Source organism: Shewanella aestuarii (assembly GCF_011765625.1).
Taxonomy (GTDB): domain Bacteria; phylum Pseudomonadota; class Gammaproteobacteria; order Enterobacterales; family Shewanellaceae; genus Shewanella; species Shewanella aestuarii_A.
This window is the reverse complement of sequence record NZ_CP050314.1, coordinates 140,344-163,993: the sequence shown is the minus strand read 5'-3', so window position 1 is coordinate 163,993 and position 23,650 is coordinate 140,344. Positions and strand designations below refer to the sequence as shown.

Below are 23,650 nucleotides of genomic sequence, written 5' to 3'. Positions count from 1 at the left end.
TTTATTAATGAAATAATACTGATTCCATCACGGGAAATTAAGTAATTGCATTCTGTTTATCTTCAATATTTGATAAATGAATAAGGTTAAGCTCATATCGTTGACTCATTAAGTCGGTTATGGTTATCAATAATTACATAAATCTGTATAGAAGGTTTATTTATGGCCGCTACTGACTTCGATATTGATGTTTCATATCAATCCTGTGCAGGTGTAAAAGACATCAACGAAGATGCCTCTGACCTTTCATTACCTAATGATCCATACTTAAAGCAAGTAAAAGGCTATTCATTTATTGTCGCAGATGGTGTGAGCTCAGCTGAAGCAGGTCGTGAGGCTAGCCACATTGCTGTAGAGCGATTTCTAGTTGAATACTACCAAACTCCCGATATGTGGTCTGTAAGTAAGAGTGGAGAGCAAGTTTTATCAGCAATAAATTTACGATTGTTCCGTAAAAGTCATCAATATAAAAACGACCATAAAGGGTATCTAACCACGTTGAGCGCCTTAGTGTTAAAAGGACATAAAGGATATTTTTTTCATGTGGGTGACAGTAGGATTTACCTTTTAAGAGATAACCAATTGACGCAGTTAACTCAGGACCACTGTGCCAGTATTGAAAAAGATAAAACATTTTTGACTCGAGCAGTGGGTATGGATAACAAACTGCATATTGATTATAGCTGCTTTGACCTTCAGCAAGATGATCGTTATTTACTCTGTTCGGATGGTGTTCATGATTTTATTAGTGAGGATGAGCTAACAAGACTAATGAATCAGCCTTTATCTATGGAGCAAATTTGTATTCAACTTATTGATGCGGCAGAAAAAGGCCATAGTGATGACAATATGACTTGTTTAGCGCTACATATCAAATCTTTACCTCAACAACATATTGATGACTTAAACTTGGAGCTTACTCGTTTACCTTTTCCACCAATATTGACAACAGGCATGAAGCTTGATGGTTACCGAGTGTTACGCCAGGTCTTTGCATCCAGCAGAAGCCATTTATATCTTGTCGAAGACGAAGAAACGCATGAGCAATTTGCCATGAAAGTTCCTTCTAAAAATTTTATTGATGATATTCATTATATCGATCGCTTTATACGAGAGCAGTGGATAGGGAGTCGTATCGAGTCTGAGTATGTAGTAAAAATTATTCAACACCATAGACCTAGAACAGGCTTGTATTATCTAATGGAGTGGTTACCGGGGATAAGTTTAGATAAATGGCTTGAGCAGTATTTTCCTATTTCACCGAAAAGAGCTATTGAGCTTGTAAAAAAAATTGCTTTGGCACTTGAGGCATTCCACCAACATGATGCTGTTCATCAAGATTTAAAACCAGCTAATATTATCATATTAGATGATGATAGAGTGAAAATTGTCGATTTTGGTTCGGTGTTTGTTGCCGGTGTTGCAGAGCTATATAGCCCCATTGAGTCTCAAGGCGTTTTAGGTACGGCAAGTTATTCCGACCCCAATTATCTACAAGGTAAAAATCCTGGAATTCAAGGTGATATTTATAGTCTTGCTACGTTGAGTTATGAAGTTTTTACTCATAGTTTGCCTTATGGGCAACAGGTTGAAGAATGTAGAAGTATAAGAGATTACGATAAACTAAGATATATTTCAGCTACTAGCATTAACCCTATTATACCCGTGTGGTTTGATAAAGCTTTAGAGAAAGGGGTTAAATTTGATTTATACGAGCGATATAACACAGTCGCTGAGTTTATGACTGATTTAACTCAACCTAACCCGATTTTTTTAAAACCAGTACCAGAAGTTAAACAATCAAACAGTCTCTTCTTTTGGAAGTTAGTGAGTGGTTTTTGGTTTATTACATTGTTAGTTGTTATTTATTTATTTAGTCAAACATCGTGAGGTTGGTTTTAAATGGATTTATCCAAGGAGTATTAATATGCAAGGATTAATGACTAATTATTTTTCAGCAATACACGACAAGCAGAGTTTTTTATTATCTTATTCTTATGGGTTAATAAGGAGTAATATTGCTCAATCACAACATGTATTTAATTTTATTAAGAGGGATTTGTTACTGTTTATTCACTGGGAAGAGGAGGTATTATTTCCTTTGTTTAAAGATGAAAAAAATCCATTATTCGAAAGCTATCCAACCTATTCACTTCTACAAGAATTTCAGCATTGCAAAATGCTGATTGAACATATTTCTCTGGATTTATCAAAAATATCTACTTTGTCTCAAAGCAATAATGATAAAGCAAAAGTAGAAGCTAACTCAACTATCAGTAATTTACTTCCAATCTTTGAAGAGTTAAGGATTTTATTGAATCTGCTAAACATCAAAAAGGAAAGTATATTTTACCCAACGGTTGATGAAGCCTTAACTAAAGAAGAAATTGCAGAATTATTTATTACTATCGTTAATCATGAGTAAGTTGTGGTGGTAGAGTCACCTTTGGTGAGAGTTGATTGGGTATGTTTCTATGTGTTCATTAAACGAACATCAACCGCATGAGCGCGGTTATTCTTTTATATTAGGGTCATCACATACACTGGACCTTAAGCATTAAGCTTGGCATAAATCCCATCTAAAGTTATGTCTTCTTTAGATTTTCTTTGCTGTGACTTTTGAGCGTTTCTGGTTATATAACAAATAGCCCAGTCTAGCTTTTCTGCTATTTCTGACCAGGCTCGATGACAGATACATTCAAAGATTGGCAGCAGCCAAACGTCCACATTCTTCGCTGCTTTGAACAGTGAAACAGAGGGCATTATCTGAAGTGCGGTACTGCGCCTGATGATAACGGCCAGCAGACTGGCCCAGACTAGGCCGTCAACTATCGCTTTTTGCGCAGTAGCAAATCTCTGCCAGTTTGTATGTGATTTCAACTCTTTGAACAGCAGTTCAACCTGCCAGCGGCAGCGATAAATCGTCATAATATCATCGGCTGAGTAGGCCTCTGTCGGTAGGTTTGTTAACCAGATACAAAAACGTTTTTCTTGTGCGAACCAAGGTCTTACAACTCGAAACTCTTGTTTCCCTCTGCGAACTGTTAAGTCAAGGACTTCAGAGAGGTTGGTACGGCGCGTTATGTCTTTGAGTTTCATTCGAACAAGCTTAGGAAGAATGCAGCCCTTGCCATTTTTAGCTTCAACAACCCTTGGGTTGAGTGACTTTGCACCCCGAACAATATAGAAACCATTATGACGTTCCACATCGGCAAAAAAATCGAAATCAGGATATCCTGCATCAGCCAGAAGTAGCTTGTTTTTCATCCGAAATGGCTTGGGGAGATAGGCTCTTTCTGAAGCTGTATCAGCAGTTATCGTCATCGCGGTTGGGTTAAATGTTCGCAGAGACATGGTCATATGGCACTCTATCGCTGCTGGATTACGCTTAAAACGGCTGGGGTAGATATCAGCTAAGGCTTTGTGAACATGAAAAGAACTGCCATCCTGAAGCAAGAGAGTTTCTTCGGAAGCTGAGCACATTGCTGGCGGGCAAATTGAGCGATAGCCAACTGAACCAGTTGCTGCATAAAATGAGGAAAGGCTTCTTTACGGAGCTGGTTATGGAATGGCTTGTAAGCCACATTATCGTCTTCAGTCAGACACATACCATTGAACTGACGATGCAAGTCGGCAATGGCATGACAGTTACCTTTACTTAACGCAGATATCAAACTTGGGACCAGTATTTCCGGAAGAATAGACCTATTTCGTTGAATAAACCCTGTTCGCTTAGCCATTTTTTGAAGAATATTTGCATTGAAAAATTGCATAAACTGCTTTTTTAAGGAGATAATCGTCATCGGCTTTATTTATTGCTCATGGTGGTTTGTTTGGCGACAATTATCAGATCATAAATAAGGCCTTTTTTCTACCTAAAATATAGCGTTATCGCTAAAGATCCTGTCTATGAGGGTCATCATGGATAATTTCACGACGTTTCGTTTAATACATTTCACTGCTTGTACAAAAATACAACCACTTTTGCGGTAGCTCTAAGGCTAGCGATGCTCAGCAAAACTAGCTCTCGGGTGATAATGATAAAATCGGCAGGTTAACTGCGCATCATTTCAATGACATTTTCTTGTCTGTCTAAGACAACATACATCGCAGTATTTTCACCATTTTCAATATCACTTGCCATGCGCTTTAAGCCATTATCTAGCGCTTCTTGGTCCACGTCAGCCAGCATGCTGGTAACAAAAATAAATTCCCACTCAGAGTTTATATTATCAGCTTCATCACATAAACCGGCAAAATCAGAAAGATCTTTTGGATATTTATCTACACACATGAGAGGTATCATATGGCCTTTATTTTCGCCATTATCAGATTGTGCATATTCAGCTTTAGCAAATAGAAATAATAATTTTACTGACTCACCTTGATAGTTTGCCATCGAAATTAACTCTTTTAATGCGCTCATAATATTACTCTTAATGTCATCGATTTTAGGAATAGGTACAGGTTCAGGCTTATTGTTTTAATAAGCCTGTGGGTAATCATATTTTATGGATTATAGAACTCACCATCTTTGCGTAGATAAAACCACCAATTAACAAGTAAGCAAACAGCATAGAATATAGCAAAGCCAATTAGTGCGACATCAGGAGTCCCTGACTTTATTTGCTGACCAAATACCATTGGAATGTAAAATGCTCCATAAGCGGCAATAGCCGAAGTCCAGCCCAAAACAGGTCCTGCTTGTTCTTTTGGAAACACCATTGCAATAGTTCTAAATGTTGAGCCGTTGCCAATACCCGTTGCAGCGAATAAAACTAAAAAGGTGATGAAGAATGGCATAAAAAACTCTTCAGGTGTGGCTGAATTGTATGCCTGTTTCATGAAATATGCCGCACCGAAACTTGAAACCACCATCGTAGCTGAACATAACTGTGTGACTAAGGCGCCTCCGAACTTGTCGGCAATCCAGCCACCCACAGGACGAATTAATGCGCCAATAAATGGAGCAAGCCAAGCGTACATTAATGCGCTGGGTCCATTAGGGTTTACCATCTCATGGGTCATTTGTCCGTCAACCATCACATGTTGGAAACCAAAAATCACTTTAATCGCTAATGGGAATGCAGCAGAGAAGCCAATGAATGAGCCAAATGTCATGGTGTAAATAACGCTCATCACCCAAGTGTGTTTATTGTTAAATATCTGATATTGTTTAGATAAACTATCCCCAATGGCTCCTGGAAGCATTTTTAAGCAAAATACGGTCGTTGTGACAACTAATACCAAAACGAGTTCCTTTGGAACTCCCCAGCCGGAGCCGTTTGCAGATTCAGGTAATATTAGCCATAACCCTGCTGCTGCAATGATTAAACCGATGCTTAACATCACACTAATCATAGCGATAGCGCTAAGTGGCGACCCAACATCAGGTGACACTTCTTTTGTTCTTATATTATTCATGCCGAACCAAGTTGCAAAGAATAAAGGGACCAATATGAGTAACCATAAATAGCCACCATTCTGGATCCAGGTATGAGAGCCTGCCGGTACTTTACCAATCAAGCTTCCTGATGGGCTGACTAAAGTGACTGGGTCACCACCAAAAGCACCAAAAACACTGTAAGTCATGAATAAAGGGATAAGTATTTGCATTGTTGTTACGCCAAAATTACCCAAACCGGCATTCAATCCTAGAGCGAGACCTTGTTGTTTTTTAGGGAAGAAAAAACTGATATTAGACATTGATGACGCAAAGTTGCCTCCTCCAAAACCAGATAGTAGTGCTAGTAGTTGATATTGCCAAAGAGGGGTATCAGGGTTCTGTAATGCAACTCCTGTAAAAAAGGCAGGGATAAGTAACAATGAAGTCGTAAAAAAAATGGTATTTCTGCCGCCACAGAAACGTATGAAAAAACTACTCGGGATACGTAGTGTTGCACCTGATAACCCAGCTATGGCGGTTAAAGTAAAGAGTTCGTCGGAGGAGAAGCTAAATCCTGCGTTCATCATCTGAACCGTTAAAATACCCCAATAAAGCCAGACCGCAAAGCCACATAATAAGCTGGGTATTGAAATCCACAAATTTCGTCGAGCAATTGATTTACCAGTGGTTTCCCAGAACTGCTCGTTTTCTGGTTCCCATTTTTTTAGATCTGCCATTATACTCATCCAGTTGTATGAAATTTAACATAACTATGGTGAGAGTTTCACATTGAAACAATGCACAATCGTAGGTAATTTTGAGCTGCTAGATTGCGGGAGTGACTACCTATGAGTGAGTATTCTTTTTTTCTATGTTGTTGTTATTTAAGTTGTATTTTTCTAATTATATTTATTCTTCATAAGTACTTTTTAATAATGTGACCTAGCAAGCGTTTTTACATATTCATGATGTAAATCAACTTTTGCCTTACAAATGTTACCTACAATGATTCTGGGTTTACTTGTATAAATAATAGGGCTAAAAAATGAACAATAATATTGCCACAATTTTATTAATTGATGATCATCCTTTATTACGTAAAGGATTAACACAATTGATTGCATTAGAAAGTGATCTTGAAGTCGTGGCGGAGGCTGACAATGGCACTTATGGTATTGAACTAGCGATAAAGTTAGATCCTGACTTGATTATTTTAGATTTAAATATGCAAGGTATAGATGGGCTTGAAACCTTACGAGTTATGCGTTCTGAAGGCGTGACTTCTCGAATTATTATGTTAACAGTTTCCGACAATGATGAAGACGTGATTCAAGCAATTAGTTTTGGTGCTGATGGTTATTTATTGAAAGATATGGATCCTGTCTTGATATTAGAAAAAATCAAACAAGCAGTGACAGGGAAAATGGTGATTTCAGATAAACTCGCAGCGATTTTAGCTAAGGCAATACGTAAACCTGACGTATCGCAAAGGGCTATTTTATTAAACTCATTGACCAGTCGAGAGTTTGAAATATTAAAGCAAATAGCGAAAGGATTGACTAATAAACTAATTGCTAGAGAGCTGGATATTACCGATGGCACAGTAAAAGTTCATGTTAAGCATTTACTAAAGAAGCTCGGTATGCGTTCTCGTGTTGAAGCTGCAGTTTGGATGTTAAGCCAACAAAACAACAAATCATAATCACGCTTTAAAAAATTGCTCTTTCAATGGGTATGTGATTGAAATAATGAAGAAAAAATATCGGTAGTGTTCAAAAATCTGTGTCATTTCAGTAGAGTTTACTAAAACAGGAATGACACATGACAAACAATAAATTTAACTTTAACGATGCAGTTAAAGAGCTTCAAGCAGGTAAAAACCTAAACGGTAAAGATGGTGTCCTTACATCACTCATCAAGCAACTAACAGAAGCGGCACTCCAAGCTGAAATTGAACAGAATCTTGATAATGACCAACAGCCCAATCGTAAGAACGGCGCTAGTAGTAAAACCATAAAGTCATCCGTTGGTAGCTTTGAGCTTAATACACCACGAGATCGTAACGGTAGCTTTGAGCCTCAACTTGTTAAAAAGAATCAAACAACACTTTCAGATGAAATCGATCAAAAGATACTTTCAATGTTCAGCATGGGCATGAGTTATCGTGATATCCATAAGCACATTGAAGATATGTACGGTATGAATGTCGCCACAGGCACTGTCAGCGCAATTACCGATAAACTTATCCCAGAGCTAAAAGCATGGCTGCAAAGGCCTTTAGATAGCCACTATCCAATCGTCTGGCTTGATGCGATTCACTATAAAGTTAAAGAGGATGGCCGCTACGTCAGCAAGGCTGTTTATACCTTGCTTGCACTTAATATGCAGGGTAAAAAAGAAATTTTAGGGCTACACCTATCAGAGAATGAAGGGGCTAATTATTGGCTTTCAGTGCAGACGGATCTTAATAACCGTGGCGTAAAAGACATCCTCATCGCCTGCGTTGATGGTCTAACTGGATTTCCTGAGGCCATCGCGACTATTTTCCCAGAGACAGAAACTCAGCTGTGTGTGATCCACCAAATTCGTAACTCGATGAAATATATCGCCTCTAAGAACCAGAAGGAATTTATGGCAGATTTGAAGCCAGTATATCGAGCATCGACAAAGGAAGCAGCTGAGCTAGCGCTCGATGAACTAGAGACCAAATGGGGTGATGCTTACCCATTAGTCATTAACTCCTGGCGTAGGAAGTGGCATAACTTATCGCATTACTTTAAGTACCCAGAACACATTCGAAAGGTGATTTATACCACCAATGCCGTGGAGGCTGTACATCGTCAGTTTAGAAAATTAACCAAAACTAAAGGGGCGTTTCCTAATGAAAATAGCTTGCTGAAACTACTGTACGCGGGCATATTAAATGCGTCAGAGAAATGGACAATGCCAATTCACAATTGGAGTCTCTGTTTATCTCAACTAGCTATTTATTTTGAAGGGCGTTTAGACAGCGTACTGGATATTTAATGAATTACACTGACACAGAATTTTGAACGCCCTCAAAATATCTACATGTGCGAATTGGTGGATGTAATCAGCAGGGTAGATCGCGAATGCTTTTTGTTCAATTAGTGGAAGTTTATTAAACGAATATCAACCGCATGGATGCGGTTGTTAAGCCATCATGGATGATTTCACGGCGTTTCGTTTAATAAATTTTCACGGTTTGTATAAAATCTAATCACTCATGCGGTGGCCCTGATGTAATCTGTTTTTCTTCATTAATTCTGGAGCTATAAATAATCACAAAAAATTGATTATTATTGTCATTATTGCGCTGTCGAGTTTTGTGGGGTGAAAGTCAGCATCACCTCTGTACCGCCACCTAATCTATCACTTATATTTAACTCGCCATTTAACTGTTTTGCGCGTTCTTGCATAATGGCCATACCATAATGATTAAGTTTTGCTGTCTTCGTGATACCAATACCATCATCGCTAATGGTTAATACCACTGTGTTGGTGTGTGTTTGTTTGACATCTATCCAAACGTTTCTTCCTTGACTATGGTGAACCGTGTTCTGACAAGCTTCACGGGCAATTTGTAGTAAATGAATTTCTTCCATAGGAGATAAGGGCACTTGTTGAATAGCAAAATTAAGACTGAAATGCATGTCACTTTGTTCAGTTAGTAATTCTAGCGTTTTATTTAGCGCAGGATATAAGCCTTCATCGAGTACTTTTAATCTGAAAGTTGTCAATAGTTCCCTTAATTGACGATAAGCAGAGTCTAAACCTAAGCGTAACTCATCAATAATGGGTTGTTGTTGATCATACTGGAGTTTCTTCTGGCTGAAATCTAAACGGGTAACTTGAATTTTTAAATAGGATAGTGCCTGTGCTAGAGAATCATGCAGTTCCCTAGCAATAACAGTCCGTTCTTGGAGTAATGCTATACGCCTTTCTTTATTGTGTTGATCAGCTAAGTTAAGTGATAAAGCTATTTGATCCGCAACCGACTGAACTAACTGATTTTGCCAGCTATGTGTGCTCATGGTTTGATCATTGCTTACCACTAACACTCCATAATTAATATTATTATAAACCAGTGGATATAGAGTGTTGTCTGGTTTTTCTATATTGGTAAATACAGCATCACCAAAGCATATATTACAGTTTTTAGCCACACACAAATGATCTTTCATTTGCTGGTTATGTAAATGTAAATACGGGGTTTCACCATGTGCGGTCATTAAGCATAATTCAATGTTTTGGATATTAATTAATTCAGTCAATTGATCTAGAAGCTTTTGATAATCAATCTTATGCCCTTGTTTTTCTAGCATCGTTCTGACGGTCGAAAATAAAAATAACAACGCCTTATTATTTCTTTTTAGTTCTTGAGTTTGTTCTTGTACCCTTTTTTCAAGTTGACCATACATTGCAGCGATAGCATCGCAAGTATGATTTAATGTTGCAGCAAGTAACGCTAATTCATCATCACCTTTTACATGAACTCTTTGAGTAAAGTCTCCTTTACCTATAGCATGTGCAGCTTGAGTGAGTTGCGCCATAGGTGTTTGAATCCATAATTTCATTAAATAGAAAATTAATACTCCTAAAATAAGGGTGATAAAAACCGCCACAAGTTGAATTGTTCTAAGTAGTACTATTCTATGCTCAGCGTTATTTTGTAAAAGTGTCACCATTTTGTTTGCGAGCAAAACTTGGGTGGCAAGATGTTGTGTTAATAGTGGGTTATTTTGAGACAGGTTTGGTTTTAATTCTTCGTACCAGAAAAGCTTTAAGTCATTCAATACTGAAATGACATCCGTTGATTGCCTGAGCTGACTAAAAATAGGCGAGTCTAATTTCTTTTCAAATAGTAAGGTGGCCTTTTCAGCTTCATCAGTCAAACCAGTATTGGTATAAAAACCTATTTGGTAAGTTTGCATTCGGAGCGACCCACCAACATTGATAGCATAAGCATCTATATCGGCTTGTTCTGTAATCCAATAAGAGGCAAACATTGTCATTATTGCAATGGCAATAATACTGCTTAGCGATAAAGTAATGTGAAACATTACTGAACCAAGGAAACGTTTTTTCATCAAATTACCCACAAAGAATTCACCACACCGCAACAGTGTTTGTAGTTAGCTACAACAGGTTACAAACCCCACTGTTTACGCTAAAAAACACTACTTCCCTCACTACCTACAAGAGGGTATTTTCATGTTTTTCATCACATTATCTACTCACCTTGACGTGATCTGCGTCAAGTTAAAGTCTGTTTTCTAATCATATATTACAGTCTATCGCTAAGCATAATAAAAAAACTTGTTTTGGCATAAGTAAAGAGTAACAGGCCCGCTACAAAGTCGGTGAGGAGATGAATACATGAGCCATTTCTTAAATAAAATGCGCTTTTTTAAGACTAATAAACAATCGTTTTCTAATGAACATGGTGTGACTACTGATGAAAGTCGCGAGTGGGAAGATGGTTATCGTCGTCGTTGGCAACATGATAAAATTGTACGTTCAACCCACGGAGTAAATTGTACTGGTTCATGTAGCTGGAAAATTTATGTCAAGGATGGCTTGGTGACATGGGAAACCCAACAAACTGACTACCCAAGAACTCGCCCAGACTTACCAAACCATGAACCTAGAGGTTGTCCACGTGGGGCAAGTTACTCTTGGTACATCTATAGTGCCAACCGCTTAAAATACCCTAAAGTACGTCAAGCCTTATTAAAACTTTGGCGTGAAGCTAAAACTCAATTTAGCGATCCTGTTGATGCATGGGCTTCAATTGTTAATGACCCAATTAAGGCTAAAAGCTATAAAACGAAGCGCGGTTTAGGCGGCTTTATTCGTTCTGAATGGGACGAAGTGAATGAAATTATTGCTGCATCGAATATTTATACTGCTAAAGAATACGGTCCAGACCGTATTATGGGATTTTCTCCTATTCCAGCCATGAGTATGGTGAGCTACGCCGCAGGTTCTCGTTATCTATCGCTAATCGGTGGTAACTGTTTAAGTTTCTATGATTGGTATTGTGATTTACCCCCGTCTTCACCGCAAATATGGGGTGAACAAACAGATGTACCTGAGTCTGCTGATTGGTATAACTCAAACTACATTATTGCTTGGGGTTCAAACGTACCTCAAACTCGTACACCTGACGCCCACTTCTTTACTGAAGTGCGTTACAAAGGTACTAAAACTGTCGTTATCACATCAGATTATTCTGAATGTTCTAAATTGTCTGACATTTGGTTATCACCAAAGCAGGGAACCGACGCTGCACTTGCGATGGCTTTTGGCCATGTCATTTTAAAAGAATTTCACATTGAAAAACAGAGTGAATATTTTGCTGACTATGTGCGCACTTATACCGATATGCCAATGTTGGTTAAGTTAGATAAAAATGACACTGGCTTAGTCCAAGGTGCATTTTTACGTGCATCTGATTTAGCAGATAATCTTGGCCAAGATAACAACCCTGAATGGAAAACCATTGCAATAGATGAAAACACGGGAGAACTTATTTCTCCAACGGGTTCAATTGGTTACCGATGGGGTGAGAAGGGTAAATGGAACATTGAGCAACGTAACGGCAAAACAGGAGAAAAACATAAGTTTGCATTGAGCTTAAAGCAACAAGCTGACAGCGTAGCCGATGTACAATTTCCTTATTTTGGCAGTAAAGCTCATGATTTAGGCTACTTCCAACACACTGAACATGATGAAATCCAAGTTCGCAAAGTTCCTGTTAAGAACGTTACGATTAAAGATGGCACCAGCGTTTTAGTTGCCAGCGTATTTGATTTAATGATTGCGCACTACGGTGTAGATAATGGTCTTGGCGACGACAATACCGCTAAATCTTATTTAGATAATGTGCCTTATACACCTGGTTGGCAGCAACAAATCACCGGCGTTGATCCTGAAAATGTCATTCAAGTTGCCCGTGAGTTTGCAGATAATGCACATAAAACGAAAGGCCGCAGCATGGTTATTGTGGGTGCCGGCTTAAACCATTGGTACAACATGGATATGAACTACCGTGGTTTAATCAACATGCTCATGATGTGTGGCTGTGTTGGTCAATCAGGTGGCGGTTGGGCGCATTATGTTGGCCAAGAAAAGTTACGCCCTCAGTGCGGTTGGGTACCATTAGCTTTTGGTTCAGATTGGCAAAAACCACCTCGTCAAATGAACGGAACTTCGTTTTTCTATAACCATTCTGATCAATGGCGTTATGAAAAATTAGAAATGACCGAAGTGTTGTCGCCTCTGGCAGATAAGACTAAGTGGACAGCATCAGTACTTGACTACAACACACGTGCTGAACGCATGGGGTGGTTGCCTTCAGCGCCACAATTTAATAAAAACCCACTTGATTTATGTAAAGAAGCGGTTAAAGCGGGTATGTCACCAAAAGATTATACTGTGCAGCAGTTAACTTCAGGTGAAATGCAATTTGCGAGTTTAGATCCTGATAATCCTAAAAACTACCCACACAACATGTTTATTTGGCGTTCAAACCTACTGGGATCTTCAGGTAAAGGCCATGAATACATGTTGCGCCACCTCCTTGGCACTAAGCATGGCCTACAAGGTAAAGACTTAGGCGAAAGTGGTGATAAAAAACCAGAAGATGTGATTTGGCATGATAAAGCACCTGAAGGCAAAGTAGATTTATGGGTGACATTGGATTTCCGTATGTCTACAACTTGCTTGTATTCAGACATCGTTTTACCTACCGCGACTTGGTATGAAAAAGACGATATGAATACATCAGATATGCATCCATTTATTCACCCATTATCTAAGGCGGTTGATCCTGTTTGGGAATCTCGTTCAGATTGGGACATTTTTAAAGGCATCGCTAAAACATTCTCTAACCTTTGTGTAGGGCATTTAGGTTTGGAGCAAGACCTTGTTTCAGTGCCTTTAATGCACGATACACCTGCTGAATTAGCTCAACCAGATGGGGTTAAAATGTGGTGGAAAGGTGAATGTGACCTTATCCCGGGTAAAACAGCGCCAAACTTTATGGTTGTAGAGCGTGATTATCCTAATACCTATAACCGATTTACCTCTCTTGGTCCTTTATTGGAAAGCCAAGGTAATGGAGGTAAAGGCATTAATTGGAATACCGAAAAAGAAGTGGCATTCCTTGGTGAGCTCAACTATCTGCACACTACTGAAGGCCCTCAAAAAGGTAGACCAAAAATTGAATCATCTATTGATGCCGCTGAAGTGATTTTAAGTTTAGCGCCTGAAACTAATGGTCAAGTAGCGGTTAAAGCATGGGCTGCTTTAGGTGAATTTACTGGTCTAGATCACACCCATTTAGCTAAGCCTAAAGAAGAAGAGAAAATTCGCTTTCGCGATATTCAAGCGCAACCACGCAAAATTATTAGCTCACCGACTTGGTCTGGGTTAGAAGACGAGCATGTTTCTTATAACGCGGGTTATACCAACGTACACGAGTATATTCCTTGGCGTACTGTAACGGGGCGTCAACAATTCTACCAAGATCATCAATGGATGCGCGATTTTGGCGAGACATTAGTGAGTTACAAACCACCTGTTAACTTAAAAACGACTCAACCTATTATAGGCAAAAAACCAAATGGTAATAAAGAGTTGGTGTTGAACTGGATCACTCCGCATCAAAAATGGGGTATTCATTCAACCTATTCAGACAACCTACTCATGCTTACGTTAAGTCGTGGTGGTCCGATTGTGTGGTTAAGCGAAATCGACGCCAAAGATGCAGGCATTAAAGATAACGATTGGATTGAAGTCTTTAACGTAAACGGTGCAATAGCGTGTCGTGCGGTTGTATCACAACGTGTACCACAAGGGATGAGCATGATGTATCACGCTCAAGAGCGAATTGTTAACACCCCAGGTGCTGAAACAACAGGAACTCGTGGTGGTATCCATAACTCAGTCACTCGAGCTGTGATGAAACCAACCCATATGATCGGTGGTTATGCACAGCAATCATACGGTTTTAACTATTACGGTACCGTAGGTTGTAACCGAGATGAGTTCGTGATTGTTCGTAAAATGGACAATGTTGACTGGTTAGACGCAGAGTAAGTCGAGGATAAAAATATGAAAGTACGTGCACAAATTGGCATGGTGTTAAACCTAGATAAATGTATCGGCTGCCACACTTGCTCTATTACTTGTAAAAACGTTTGGACTAGCCGCGAGGGTGTGGAATATGCCTGGTTCAATAACGTAGAAACCAAACCGGGTATTGGTTATCCAAAAGAATGGGAAAACCAAGATAAATATAATGGTGGATGGAAGCGCAATAAAAATGGCTCTCTAGAGCCTCGTCAAGGTAATCGCCGTAGATTATTAGCTAATATTTTTGCTAATCCAGATTTACCTGAAATAGATGATTATTACGAACCATTCGATTTTGATTATCAACATTTACACAATGCACCAGATAGCAAGCATCAGCCAGTGGCTCGTCCTCGTTCGTTGATTACCGGTCAACGTATGGAGAAAATTAACTGGGGGCCAAACTGGGAAGAAATTCTTGGTACAGAGTTCTCTGAGCGTAAAAAAGATAAAAACTTTGATGAAGTTGTGCAAAAAGACATCTATGGTCAGTTTGAAAAAACATTCATGATGTATTTGCCACGCTTATGCGAACATTGTATCAACCCTGCTTGTGTTGCGAGTTGTCCATCGGGCGCTATCTATAAACGTGAAGAAGATGGCATTGTGCTGATTGACCAAGACAAGTGTCGTGGCTGGCGTATGTGTGTATCGGGTTGTCCATACAAAAAGATCTATTACAACTGGAAATCAGGTAAATCAGAGAAATGTATTTTCTGTTTCCCACGTATCGAAGCTGGGCAACCAACAGTATGTGCAGAAACCTGTGTGGGTCGAATTCGCTACCTAGGCGTGCTTTTATATGATGCTGACAGAGTCGAAGAAGTCGCAAGCGTACCTAATGAGCATGACTTGTATCCCGCTCAATTAAGTATGTTCCTTGACCCAAGTGACCCAGAAGTTATTGCAGCTGCTAGAGCGGAAGGGATCCCTGATAGTTGGTTAGAGTCAGCTCGTCAGTCACCAGTATACAAAATGGCTGTTGACTGGAAAGTGGCACTACCATTACACCCTGAATATCGCACTTTACCAATGGTGTGGTATGTGCCGCCTCTATCACCAATACAAACTGCCGTAAAAGCAGGTCATATTGGCATGAATGGTGTTATTCCTGATTTGAAATCTCAGCGAATTCCAATGCGCTATTTGGCTAACTTATTAACAGCTGGTGACGAACGCCCTGTTATTCATGCGCTTGAAAGAATGATTGCAATGCGCGCCTTTAAACGTGCTCAGCAAGTTGAGGGTGTTGAAGATTTAGCCGTGCTTAAGCAAGTTGGTTTAACGGTAAACCAAGTTGAAGAAATGTATCGCTATATGGCGATTGCAAATTACGAAGATCGCTTCGTCATTCCAACCAGCCATAAAGCCTATGCTGCCAATGCTTATGACATGAAGAGCGGCTGTGGATTTAGCTTTGGTAACGGTTGTAGTGACGGTGGAAATAGCGTGAATTTGTTTGGTAACAAAAAGCAAACTGTTCGCCAGATTATCCCTGTTGAGATCAAATAAGGAGTAAAACATGCAAGTATTGAGTGTGATATCTCATCTGCTGGATTACCCCAAGCAGGAGATGATTGATGCGTGTGATGAACTCATTGAAGTGGTACAAAATAGTCCATTGAATGAGCAACATCAAGCAGCTGTAGTCGGATTTATTGAACACCGTTTTGCAGGTGATTTAATGGACTGGCAAGCAGAGTATGATGGCCTATTTGAGCGTGGTCGTGCTCTTGGTTTGTGGTTATTTGAACACTTGCACGGCGAAAGCCGGGATCGTGGTCAAGCGATGGTTGATTTGGTTAGCCAATACAAACAAGCAGGATTAGAACTCGATAAAAAAGAATTGCCGGATTATATCCCACTATTTCTTGAGTTTTTATCAAGCCAAGGTGATGAAAATGCTAGGGCGGGAATACAAGAAGTAGAGCATATTCTTGCACTTCTATTTTGTCGCCTAGAGAAACGTCAGAGTGATTACGCGGTGTTGCTTGATGCGTTACTTCATATAGCGCAAAACCAGGTCGACTTGGCTCCAATTCGAGCCCAACTCGTTAATGAAAAGCGTGATGATACTAAGCAGGCGATTGATAAAGAATGGGAAGAAGAAGCGGTTACCTTTGGTGCCCCTGATGCAGAAAACTGCCCAAGCTCTGTTAATCGTCCGAGTGAAAGTCAACGCAAAGATCAGTTTGTGCCAGTCACCTGGACTGGTTTTGATAAACGTGCCAGTTAGGAGTAAACCATGAGTTATTTAAACACGCTGTTTTTTGGCATTTACCCTTATATTGCCTTCGCTATTTTTATTGTAGGCTCTATCGTACGTTACGATAGAGAGCAGTATACGTGGAAAACAGGTTCAAGCCAGCTACTTGAAAGTAAAGACCTTAAAAGAGGAAGTCGAGCTTTTCATATTGGAATTATCGCGATTTTACTTGGTCACTTTGTTGGTTTGCTTACTCCAGCGGAGGTATGGCACTTGTTTGGCATTGAAGCCAGTGACAAACAATTAATCGCGATAACGGCTGGTGGAATATTTGGTTTAATTTGTTTATATGGATTAACCATTTTAATCAAACGTCGCTTAAACAACCCGAGAATAAAAGCAACAAGCAGTAACATGGACATTGCCATTTTGATGGTGCTCTATGTCCAGCTTGTACTCGGATTAATAACTATCATAGTGTCTTTGGGGCATCTTGATGGTTCAGAAATGTTATTGCTGATGAGCTGGGCTCAAAATGTGGTGACATTTGATATTTCTGAAGCGACAGCATCGATTGCCGATGTGAATATTATCTTCAAACTGCATATATTTCTTGGTATGAGTTTGTTTGTATTATTTCCGTTTAGTCGTCTAGTTCACATTGCCAGTGTTCCAGTTCAATACTTAAGCAGAAACTACCAAGTTGTTCGTGTGAAACGTTAATGATAGTGATGTCCTGGGCTTAGCTCAGGGCATTTTTCATTTCCATTGAGGGTACCTTATGATAAGCGTTAATCAAGAGTCTATCTCTGAACAAGCCGTATTGAATGAAATGCAATACCATCCAGCAGACAATCATAGAGCAGCTATGGTAAGTGCTGCTCAAAGTTTAATTATTGGTAAATTGCTATTACAACGTGCAGACGAACTCAATTTGACCAATAACATTGATGCAACAACATTTGCAGATGAAAAAACTTACCAAGATGCCGTTTTAGAGCAACTTATTAATCAAGATATTAAAATACCACAAGCCACATCGGCAGAGTGCCAACAGTATTACCAAGCCAATTTATCAAAATTTACGACATCACCATTGGTAGCAGCAAGACACATTTTATTACCAGCCCCAGTAGAAGATATCAATACCAGATTAGAGGCCAAAGCATTAGCTGACGAAATTATTAAGCAGCTAAAACAGGGGGAAAGCTTCAGCGTTTTAGCTTCAGCACATTCTAAATGTGACTCTTCCAAGCATGGAGGTGTATTGGGGCAATTGAGTAAAGGTCAAACCGTTGCAGAATTTGAACGACAAGTTTTTGCTGCAAGTGAAGGGTTAATGACTCATGCAGTAGAATCACGTTATGGATACCATGTGGTATTTATTGACATGAAAATTGCCGGTAATCAATTACCTTATGATTTAGTTAAGCAACGTATCACGACTTATTTAAATGAAAAAGTAAAACGTAAAGCAATAGCACAATACATTAGACACCTAATAAGCCAGGCTAATATTGATGGATTTGAATTTGATGTTGATGCCAGTCCATTAATGCAATAGTTACAGTAGTTAAACAATTAGAGAAGTTAAACACTGTCTTTGTAGATAAAACAATAAAAATAAGGGGAACCCATGTCTCGTGTAATATTTGATTGGAAAGATCCATTACAGTTCGATAGTTTGTTAACTGGCGAAGAACGCATGATCCGAGATATGACTCATGAATTCGCACAAGAAAAATTAATGACTCGAGTATTAATGGCAAATCGAAAAGAACATTTTGATCGCGAGATCATTAATGAACTTGGTGCACTTGGTTTATTAGGTTCAACGTTGCCGGAGCAATACGGCGGCTCAGACGCTAATTATGTGAGTTATGGATTAGTTGCCCGTGAAATCGAACGCGTGGACAGTGGATACCGTTCAGCCATGAGCGTGCAGTCATCTTTAGTGATGCATCCGATTTATGCCTATGGCAGCGAAGCACAGCGGATGAAATATTTGCCAAAATTAGCCAGTGGTGAATGGGTTGGATGCTTTGGATTAACAGAGCCAGATGTTGGCTCAGACCCTGGTGGCATGAAAACACGAGCGACTAAAACCCAAGAGGGTTATGTCCTAACTGGCGCTAAAATGTGGATCACCAATTCACCAATTGCCGACGTGTTTGTGGTGTGGGCCAAATTAGACGGCGAGATCCGAGGATTCATACTAGAAAAAGGCATGAAAGGGTTAAGCGCCCCCAAAATTGAAGGTAAATTCTCACTGCGTGCTTCTATCACAGGTGAAATTGTGATGGATAACGTTGAAGTGGGTGAAGATGCATTGCTGCCTAATGTGTCTGGCTTAAAAGGGCCTTTTGGTTGCCTTAATAAAGCCCGATACGGTATCGCTTGGGGTGCATTGGGTGCCGCTGAGTTTTGTTGGCACGCGGCGCGTCAATACAGCCTAGATAGAATTCAATTTAATCGCCCATTAGCGGCAACTCAACTTATCCAAAAAAAGCTTGCTGATATGCAAACCGATATCACCATGGGGTTATTTGCTTGCTTACAAGCGGGTCGGTTGATGGATAACGATACTTTGCCCGTTGAAGCTATTTCGATGATCAAGCGTAATTCCTGTGGTAAGGCGTTAGACATAGCCCGCATGTCTCGTGATATGCACGGTGGCAATGGCATTAGCGATGAGTTTCATGTTATTCGCCATGTCATGAACCTTGAAGCGGTCAATACCTACGAAGGCACTCATGATATTCATGCGCTGATTTTAGGTCGGGCGCAAACGGGCATTCAAGCCTTTGGCTAACCCGAGGTTATGCTAAGTAGATTGTGAGCTGAATATTAACTTAGTTTCAAATGGATAATGACTGACGCGTATCTCATATTCGTCAGTCAGTGTGCCGCAAAGCTTCAACCTATGTGTCAGGCCAACATGTACATCAGACCAACATATGCACAGGTCAACGTATGAAGAGGTCAAGTAAATAGCAGTTCTATTTTAAGCATCACGCTAAGTATCAGAACTAGAGTCACTAAAAAATCAAATCAAGTAAGACTTAGCCAAATATAAAGTTGCAATGTCCTTTGGGTTTTCTCAAGAGGCGAATTTTTGCTAGCTAAAATTGTTAATTCAGCCAAGTAATAACATGAATTAGCTGTGGTTAAGCCCGTGTGTGACACAGCAAATTATGTGGGATTACAGCAATGGAAGACAGAGCAATAGCATTAGAGCGGCAGTTTATTGAGCGCGTATTAGTTGAGGATTTTGAAGATATAGGCGAAGGCTGGGATCACACCGAGCTGGGGTTAAGTGATGCCGATTTTCTTGGGTTATTCGAGTCGCAGCTAAAAAGTCGTTTACTGGATTTAGAGTCGCGCCGCATGCGTGCTCGTAATCAAGGTTTTTATACTATTGGTAGCTCAGGACACGAAGGTAATGCGGCCTATGCATTAGCAACGCGGCCTACAGACATGGCGTTTCTGCATTATCGCAGCGCCGCTTTCATGATAGAGCGTGGCAGGCGAGTTGCTGGTGAAACCCAGCTTTGGGACATGTTATTGTCTTTTTCTGCCTCAAGTGACGATCCTATTTCTGGTGGACGCCATAAAGTGCTGGGCAGTAAACGCTTATTTATTCCGCCGCAAACGTCAACCATTGCGTCACATCTACCAAAGGCCATTGGTGCTGCATTTAGTATTCCACTTACCGCGCGATTATCGGTAGCTGCCAATATGCCCGCAGACAGTATCATCGTGTGTAATTTTGGTGACGCCTCATCGAATCATGCCAGCGCCCAAACTGCGATCAACTCAGCCTGTTGGACAGCGTATCAGCAAATTCCGTTGCCAATAATGTTTGTGTGCGAAGACAACGGTATTGGTATTTCAACTCGTACTCCCAAAGGCTGGATAACAGCCAATTTTAGCCAGCGTGCAGGGCTTAAATATTTTTATTGCGACGGCCGTGATGTATTGGATACCTATCGAGTCAGTAAGCTTGCGGCAGACTATGCCCGTAAACATAAAAAACCAGTGTTTTTACATGTGCGAACGGTGCGATTAATGGGCCATGCTGGCAGTGACGCCGAAATAGCCTATTTAAGTAAAGACTATATTTTACAAAATGAAGCCCAGGATCCTTTGCTGGTTACCGCACAACAAATAATTGAAGCCAAGCTTTTAACCTCAGGCCAAGTGATTGAATTATATCAAGATCTTAAAGCAAGGATAAGTGCGATTGCCATGCAAGTGGTCAACAAGCCAAAACTGCAAACGGCCGCACAAGCTATGGCTAGTATTATTCCGCCAAAATTAGTGAAATCAACGTTAGCCCAAACGAGTCAATTCACTGACGATACATTCAATCAATTAATTAGCGCCGACAAACTATCGTTAGATAAGCCAGTGCACATGGGTAAACTCATTAATCTCACCTTAACGGAGCTGATGGGCCGTAACGACAATATTGTGGTCTGCGGTGAAGATGTGGGTAAAAAAGGTGGGGTATATCATGTTACTTCTCGCTTAATTGAACGCTTTGGTCCTAATCGTGTGATCAACACCTTGCTAGATGAAACCGCAATTTTAGGCTTGGCGATCGGCATGGCGCACAACGGTATTTTGCCGATCCCTGAGATCCAATTTCTGGCATACGTACATAATGCAGAAGATCAAATTCGCGGTGAAGCCGCAACGTTATCGTTTTTCTCTAATGGTCAATTCACTAATCCCATGGTCATCCGCATAGCGGGACTTGGTTATCAAAAAGGCTTCGGTGGTCATTTTCATAATGATAATTCATTTACCGTATTTCGGGATATTCCGGGGCTTATTTTGGCGTGTCCATCTAATGGTGAAGACGCGATGGCTATGCTGCGCGAATGTGTGCGTTTAGCTCAGGAAGAGCAACGTGTCGTAGTATTTCTTGAGCCTATAGCCCTTTACATGACCCGTGATTTACACGAGGTAGGTGATAACTTATGGGCTGGACAATATGTACCACAAGCCAAAGCTTTGCCGCTTGCTTATGGTGAATTAGGCCAGTTTGGCGAGGGTAAAGACCTCTGCATTATTAGCTATGGCAATGGTTATTATTTAAGTCGCCAAGCAGAAAAAATATTGGCCGAGCAGGGTATTGCGGTTACGGTTATCGACCTACGTTACCTCGCGCCACTCAATGAAACAGCAATCGCCGAAAAAGCTCGCCATTGCCGTCATATATTGATTGTCGATGAGTGCCGTCGAAGTGGCTCGGTGAGCGAAGCGATTGTAACCAGTCTGCATGAACAACTTGGTTCGTTATGCCCGGTAGTGGCAAGAATAACAGCTGAGGATTGTTATATTCCGTTAGCGGATGCTGCAACCCTTCCGTTACCGATACGAGATACCATCGTTGACACAGCTTTAGCCTTAGTTAAAAACATGCCTGTTGAGCAATCAGTTAATCAAGCATTAATTAACAGTATGGTGCAACAACAGGAGATACCAGCATGAACCAAAATCAAATAAATGCTCATAAACCTAAACAAAGAGTGTTAGTTGTTGCCCCTGGTAGAGGCTGCTATAACAAAGATGAGCTGGGTTATTTACAACGTAATCATGCTGACAAACAGGAATTTATTGCCCATATCGATGCTTATCGGCATAAGCAAAACCAAATGAGTATTGCCGCACTTGATAGTGAAACTAAATATTCATTCAAGCAGCATACTTCGGGCGAAAATGCCTCAGCGCTAATTTATGCGTGTTCAATGAGTGACTTTATCGACATCGACTGTGAGAAATATGAAATAGTTGCCGTAACAGGCAATTCGATGGGGTGGTATATCGCCCTAGCGATGGCGGGCGCATTAGATCCCGATGGCGCTATTCAAGTTATTAATACTATGGGCTCTATGATGGCCAATGGCTTAATTGGTGGGCAGCTTATCTATCCTGAAATGGATGAGCTTTGGCGACTGGACAATGTCAAAATTCAGCATATTGATAGCCTAGTTGAACAAATTAATAATGAAGAGGATTGTCAGCTTTATACATCAATTTTCCTTGGTGGTTATCGAGTGTTAGCGGGAAACGAAGCCGGACTTAAACGTGCGGAATCGTTATTCCCTAATATTGACGATAGATACCCAATGCGCCTGTATAACCATGGCGCATTTCATTCTCCTTTAATGGCGGATATTTCAGCGCGAGGTAAGGCTGCATTAACTGCCGAGTTATTTCAGCATCCCAAAATCCCAATGATAGATGGCGAAGGACGTATTTGGACACAATACAGCACAGATACCAATAAATTACATGAATACACCTTAGGGCATCAGGTATTAGCTCCATATGATTTTACCAAAGCGATAGCCGTAGGAATAAAAGAGTTTGCTCCAGACAAAGTTATCGTACTAGGCCCTGGCAATACCTTAGGCGGGCCAATGGCTCAGTCAATTATAAATACACAAGGTTATGGTTGGACTAATAAAACGGACTTTATCAATACACAAGAAAAAACTCCCAAACTATTAGCAATGGGACATCAGGTACAAAGAAAGATCGTTAGCCAACATAGCTAACGTAACGTTAATTTTTAGTATATGAAAAGTCTTAGCTGATAAATTGATTAAGTATTCATATAGGATTGCTTATCGCTTAACTAATTGAAAATATGAGGAGAGTTGTGATGATGAAATACAGCTTTATACTTTTACATTTCTCTTGTATGACTTACTGTAATACGAGAATAAACGACGGCGAGGATAATGAAAGCAGTAAAAATGAAGAATAAATAATATGAAGTAAATTAACTCCAGGGCTACCGAATGAATGATGATGGCTTAACAACTGCGTCCATGCAGTTGATATTCGATTAATAAACTTCCACTGATTGAGCGAAAAGTATT

General features: G+C 40.1%; 15 protein-coding genes and 1 pseudogene. 12 read left to right on the top strand and 4 right to left on the bottom strand.

The annotated features are described in order from the left end of the window. The first annotated feature begins 162 nt into the window (after positions 1-162). Together HBH39_RS18275 and HBH39_RS18270 are read left to right on the top strand one after the other, a co-directional pair. The gene (locus HBH39_RS18275; protein WP_167680251.1) at positions 163-1,890 is read left to right on the top strand and encodes a bifunctional protein-serine/threonine kinase/phosphatase; all 1,728 of its coding nucleotides are present in this window, start codon (positions 163-165) and stop codon (positions 1,888-1,890) included. A gap of 37 nt (positions 1,891-1,927) precedes the next feature. Next, entirely contained in the window at positions 1,928-2,425 is a 498-nt protein-coding gene (locus HBH39_RS18270; protein ID WP_167680250.1) for a hypothetical protein, read from the top strand. A gap of 125 nt (positions 2,426-2,550) precedes the next feature. Here the strand turns inward: HBH39_RS18270 and HBH39_RS18265 are convergent. The 3 genes and pseudogenes from HBH39_RS18265 to HBH39_RS18255 all read right to left on the bottom strand — a co-directional run bounded on the left by HBH39_RS18265 (position 2,551) and on the right by HBH39_RS18255 (position 6,123). Continuing rightward, positions 2,551-3,803: pseudogene (locus HBH39_RS18265) on the bottom strand (IS4 family transposase). Between the two features lie 251 nt (positions 3,804-4,054). Beyond that, positions 4,055-4,426, bottom strand: a complete 372-nt coding sequence (locus HBH39_RS18260) for a ribonucleotide reductase subunit alpha (RefSeq protein WP_167680249.1) — start codon at positions 4,424-4,426, stop codon at positions 4,055-4,057. An 83-nt stretch (positions 4,427-4,509) separates the two neighbouring features. Continuing rightward, positions 4,510-6,123: an MFS transporter gene (locus tag HBH39_RS18255; RefSeq protein ID WP_167680248.1), complete on the bottom strand. Its 1,614-nt coding sequence runs from the start codon at positions 6,121-6,123 to the stop codon at positions 4,510-4,512. 308 nt (positions 6,124-6,431) lie between these two features. Here HBH39_RS18255 and narL point away from each other — a divergent pair, with 308 nt between their 5' ends. After that, complete coding sequence (gene narL, locus HBH39_RS18250) at positions 6,432-7,088, top strand: two-component system response regulator NarL (protein WP_167680247.1); 657 nt, start codon at positions 6,432-6,434, stop codon at positions 7,086-7,088. Between the two features lie 119 nt (positions 7,089-7,207). Then, positions 7,208-8,413, top strand: coding sequence for an IS256 family transposase (locus HBH39_RS18245; protein WP_167680246.1), 1,206 nt, complete (start codon positions 7,208-7,210; stop codon positions 8,411-8,413). 302 nt (positions 8,414-8,715) lie between these two features. Here HBH39_RS18245 and HBH39_RS18240 read toward each other — a convergent pair whose 3' ends face one another. Beyond that, complete coding sequence (locus tag HBH39_RS18240) at positions 8,716-10,497, bottom strand: ATP-binding protein (protein WP_167680245.1); 1,782 nt, start codon at positions 10,495-10,497, stop codon at positions 8,716-8,718. A 289-nt stretch (positions 10,498-10,786) separates the two neighbouring features. Between HBH39_RS18240 and HBH39_RS18235 the strand changes: the two genes are divergently transcribed. The 8 genes from HBH39_RS18235 (at position 10,787) to HBH39_RS18200 (ending at position 23,323) form a co-directional block, all read left to right on the top strand. After that, positions 10,787-14,512 carry a nitrate reductase subunit alpha gene (locus HBH39_RS18235; RefSeq protein WP_167680244.1) on the top strand — a complete coding sequence of 1,242 codons (3,726 nt, stop codon included), beginning with the start codon at positions 10,787-10,789 and terminating at the stop codon, positions 14,510-14,512. Positions 14,513-14,527: 15 nt separating this feature from the next. Further along, entirely contained in the window at positions 14,528-16,060 is a 1,533-nt protein-coding gene (narH, locus tag HBH39_RS18230; protein ID WP_167680243.1) for a nitrate reductase subunit beta, read from the top strand. Positions 16,061-16,070: 10 nt separating this feature from the next. After that, positions 16,071-16,784, top strand: a complete 714-nt coding sequence (gene narJ / locus HBH39_RS18225) for a nitrate reductase molybdenum cofactor assembly chaperone (RefSeq protein WP_167680242.1) — start codon at positions 16,071-16,073, stop codon at positions 16,782-16,784. 9 nt (positions 16,785-16,793) lie between these two features. After that, complete coding sequence (gene narI, locus HBH39_RS18220; RefSeq protein ID WP_167680241.1) at positions 16,794-17,477, top strand: respiratory nitrate reductase subunit gamma; 684 nt, start codon at positions 16,794-16,796, stop codon at positions 17,475-17,477. 58 nt (positions 17,478-17,535) lie between these two features. After that, positions 17,536-18,318, top strand: a complete 783-nt coding sequence (locus HBH39_RS18215) for a peptidylprolyl isomerase (RefSeq protein WP_167680240.1) — start codon at positions 17,536-17,538, stop codon at positions 18,316-18,318. 72 nt (positions 18,319-18,390) lie between these two features. After that, positions 18,391-19,566 (top strand): acyl-CoA dehydrogenase, encoded by a 1,176-nt coding sequence (locus tag HBH39_RS18210; RefSeq protein WP_167680239.1) that lies wholly within the window; start codon positions 18,391-18,393, stop codon positions 19,564-19,566. A gap of 398 nt (positions 19,567-19,964) precedes the next feature. After that, positions 19,965-22,253 carry a thiamine pyrophosphate-dependent enzyme gene (locus HBH39_RS18205; RefSeq protein WP_167680238.1) on the top strand — a complete coding sequence of 763 codons (2,289 nt, stop codon included), beginning with the start codon at positions 19,965-19,967 and terminating at the stop codon, positions 22,251-22,253. After that, positions 22,250-23,323 carry an ACP S-malonyltransferase gene (locus HBH39_RS18200; RefSeq protein ID WP_167680237.1) on the top strand — a complete coding sequence of 358 codons (1,074 nt, stop codon included), beginning with the start codon at positions 22,250-22,252 and terminating at the stop codon, positions 23,321-23,323. The genes HBH39_RS18205 and HBH39_RS18200 overlap by 4 nt, the downstream gene beginning before the upstream one ends. Positions 23,324-23,650: the final 327 nt, after the last annotated feature.

Excerpts from the sequence above, each read along its gene's own strand:
- HBH39_RS18205 (WP_167680238.1), top strand. The coding sequence starts at position 19,965 with ATGGAAGACAGAGCAATAGCATTAGAGCGGCAGTTTATTGAGCGCGTA.
- HBH39_RS18215 (WP_167680240.1), top strand. The coding sequence starts at position 17,536 with ATGATAAGCGTTAATCAAGAGTCTATCTCTGAACAAGCCGTATTGAAT.
- HBH39_RS18200 (WP_167680237.1), top strand. The coding sequence starts at position 22,250 with ATGAACCAAAATCAAATAAATGCTCATAAACCTAAACAAAGAGTGTTA.
- HBH39_RS18255 (WP_167680248.1), bottom strand. The coding sequence starts at position 6,123 with ATGGCAGATCTAAAAAAATGGGAACCAGAAAACGAGCAGTTCTGGGAA.
- HBH39_RS18260 (WP_167680249.1), bottom strand. The coding sequence starts at position 4,426 with ATGAGCGCATTAAAAGAGTTAATTTCGATGGCAAACTATCAAGGTGAG.
- HBH39_RS18245 (WP_167680246.1), top strand. The coding sequence starts at position 7,208 with ATGACAAACAATAAATTTAACTTTAACGATGCAGTTAAAGAGCTTCAA.
- narH (WP_167680243.1), top strand. The coding sequence starts at position 14,528 with ATGAAAGTACGTGCACAAATTGGCATGGTGTTAAACCTAGATAAATGT.
- HBH39_RS18210 (WP_167680239.1), top strand. The coding sequence starts at position 18,391 with ATGTCTCGTGTAATATTTGATTGGAAAGATCCATTACAGTTCGATAGT.
- HBH39_RS18275 (WP_167680251.1), top strand. The coding sequence starts at position 163 with ATGGCCGCTACTGACTTCGATATTGATGTTTCATATCAATCCTGTGCA.
- HBH39_RS18235 (WP_167680244.1), top strand. The coding sequence starts at position 10,787 with ATGAGCCATTTCTTAAATAAAATGCGCTTTTTTAAGACTAATAAACAA.
- narI (WP_167680241.1), top strand. The coding sequence starts at position 16,794 with ATGAGTTATTTAAACACGCTGTTTTTTGGCATTTACCCTTATATTGCC.
- HBH39_RS18270 (WP_167680250.1), top strand. The coding sequence starts at position 1,928 with ATGCAAGGATTAATGACTAATTATTTTTCAGCAATACACGACAAGCAG.
- narL (WP_167680247.1), top strand. The coding sequence starts at position 6,432 with ATGAACAATAATATTGCCACAATTTTATTAATTGATGATCATCCTTTA.
- HBH39_RS18240 (WP_167680245.1), bottom strand. The coding sequence starts at position 10,497 with ATGAAAAAACGTTTCCTTGGTTCAGTAATGTTTCACATTACTTTATCG.
- narJ (WP_167680242.1), top strand. The coding sequence starts at position 16,071 with ATGCAAGTATTGAGTGTGATATCTCATCTGCTGGATTACCCCAAGCAG.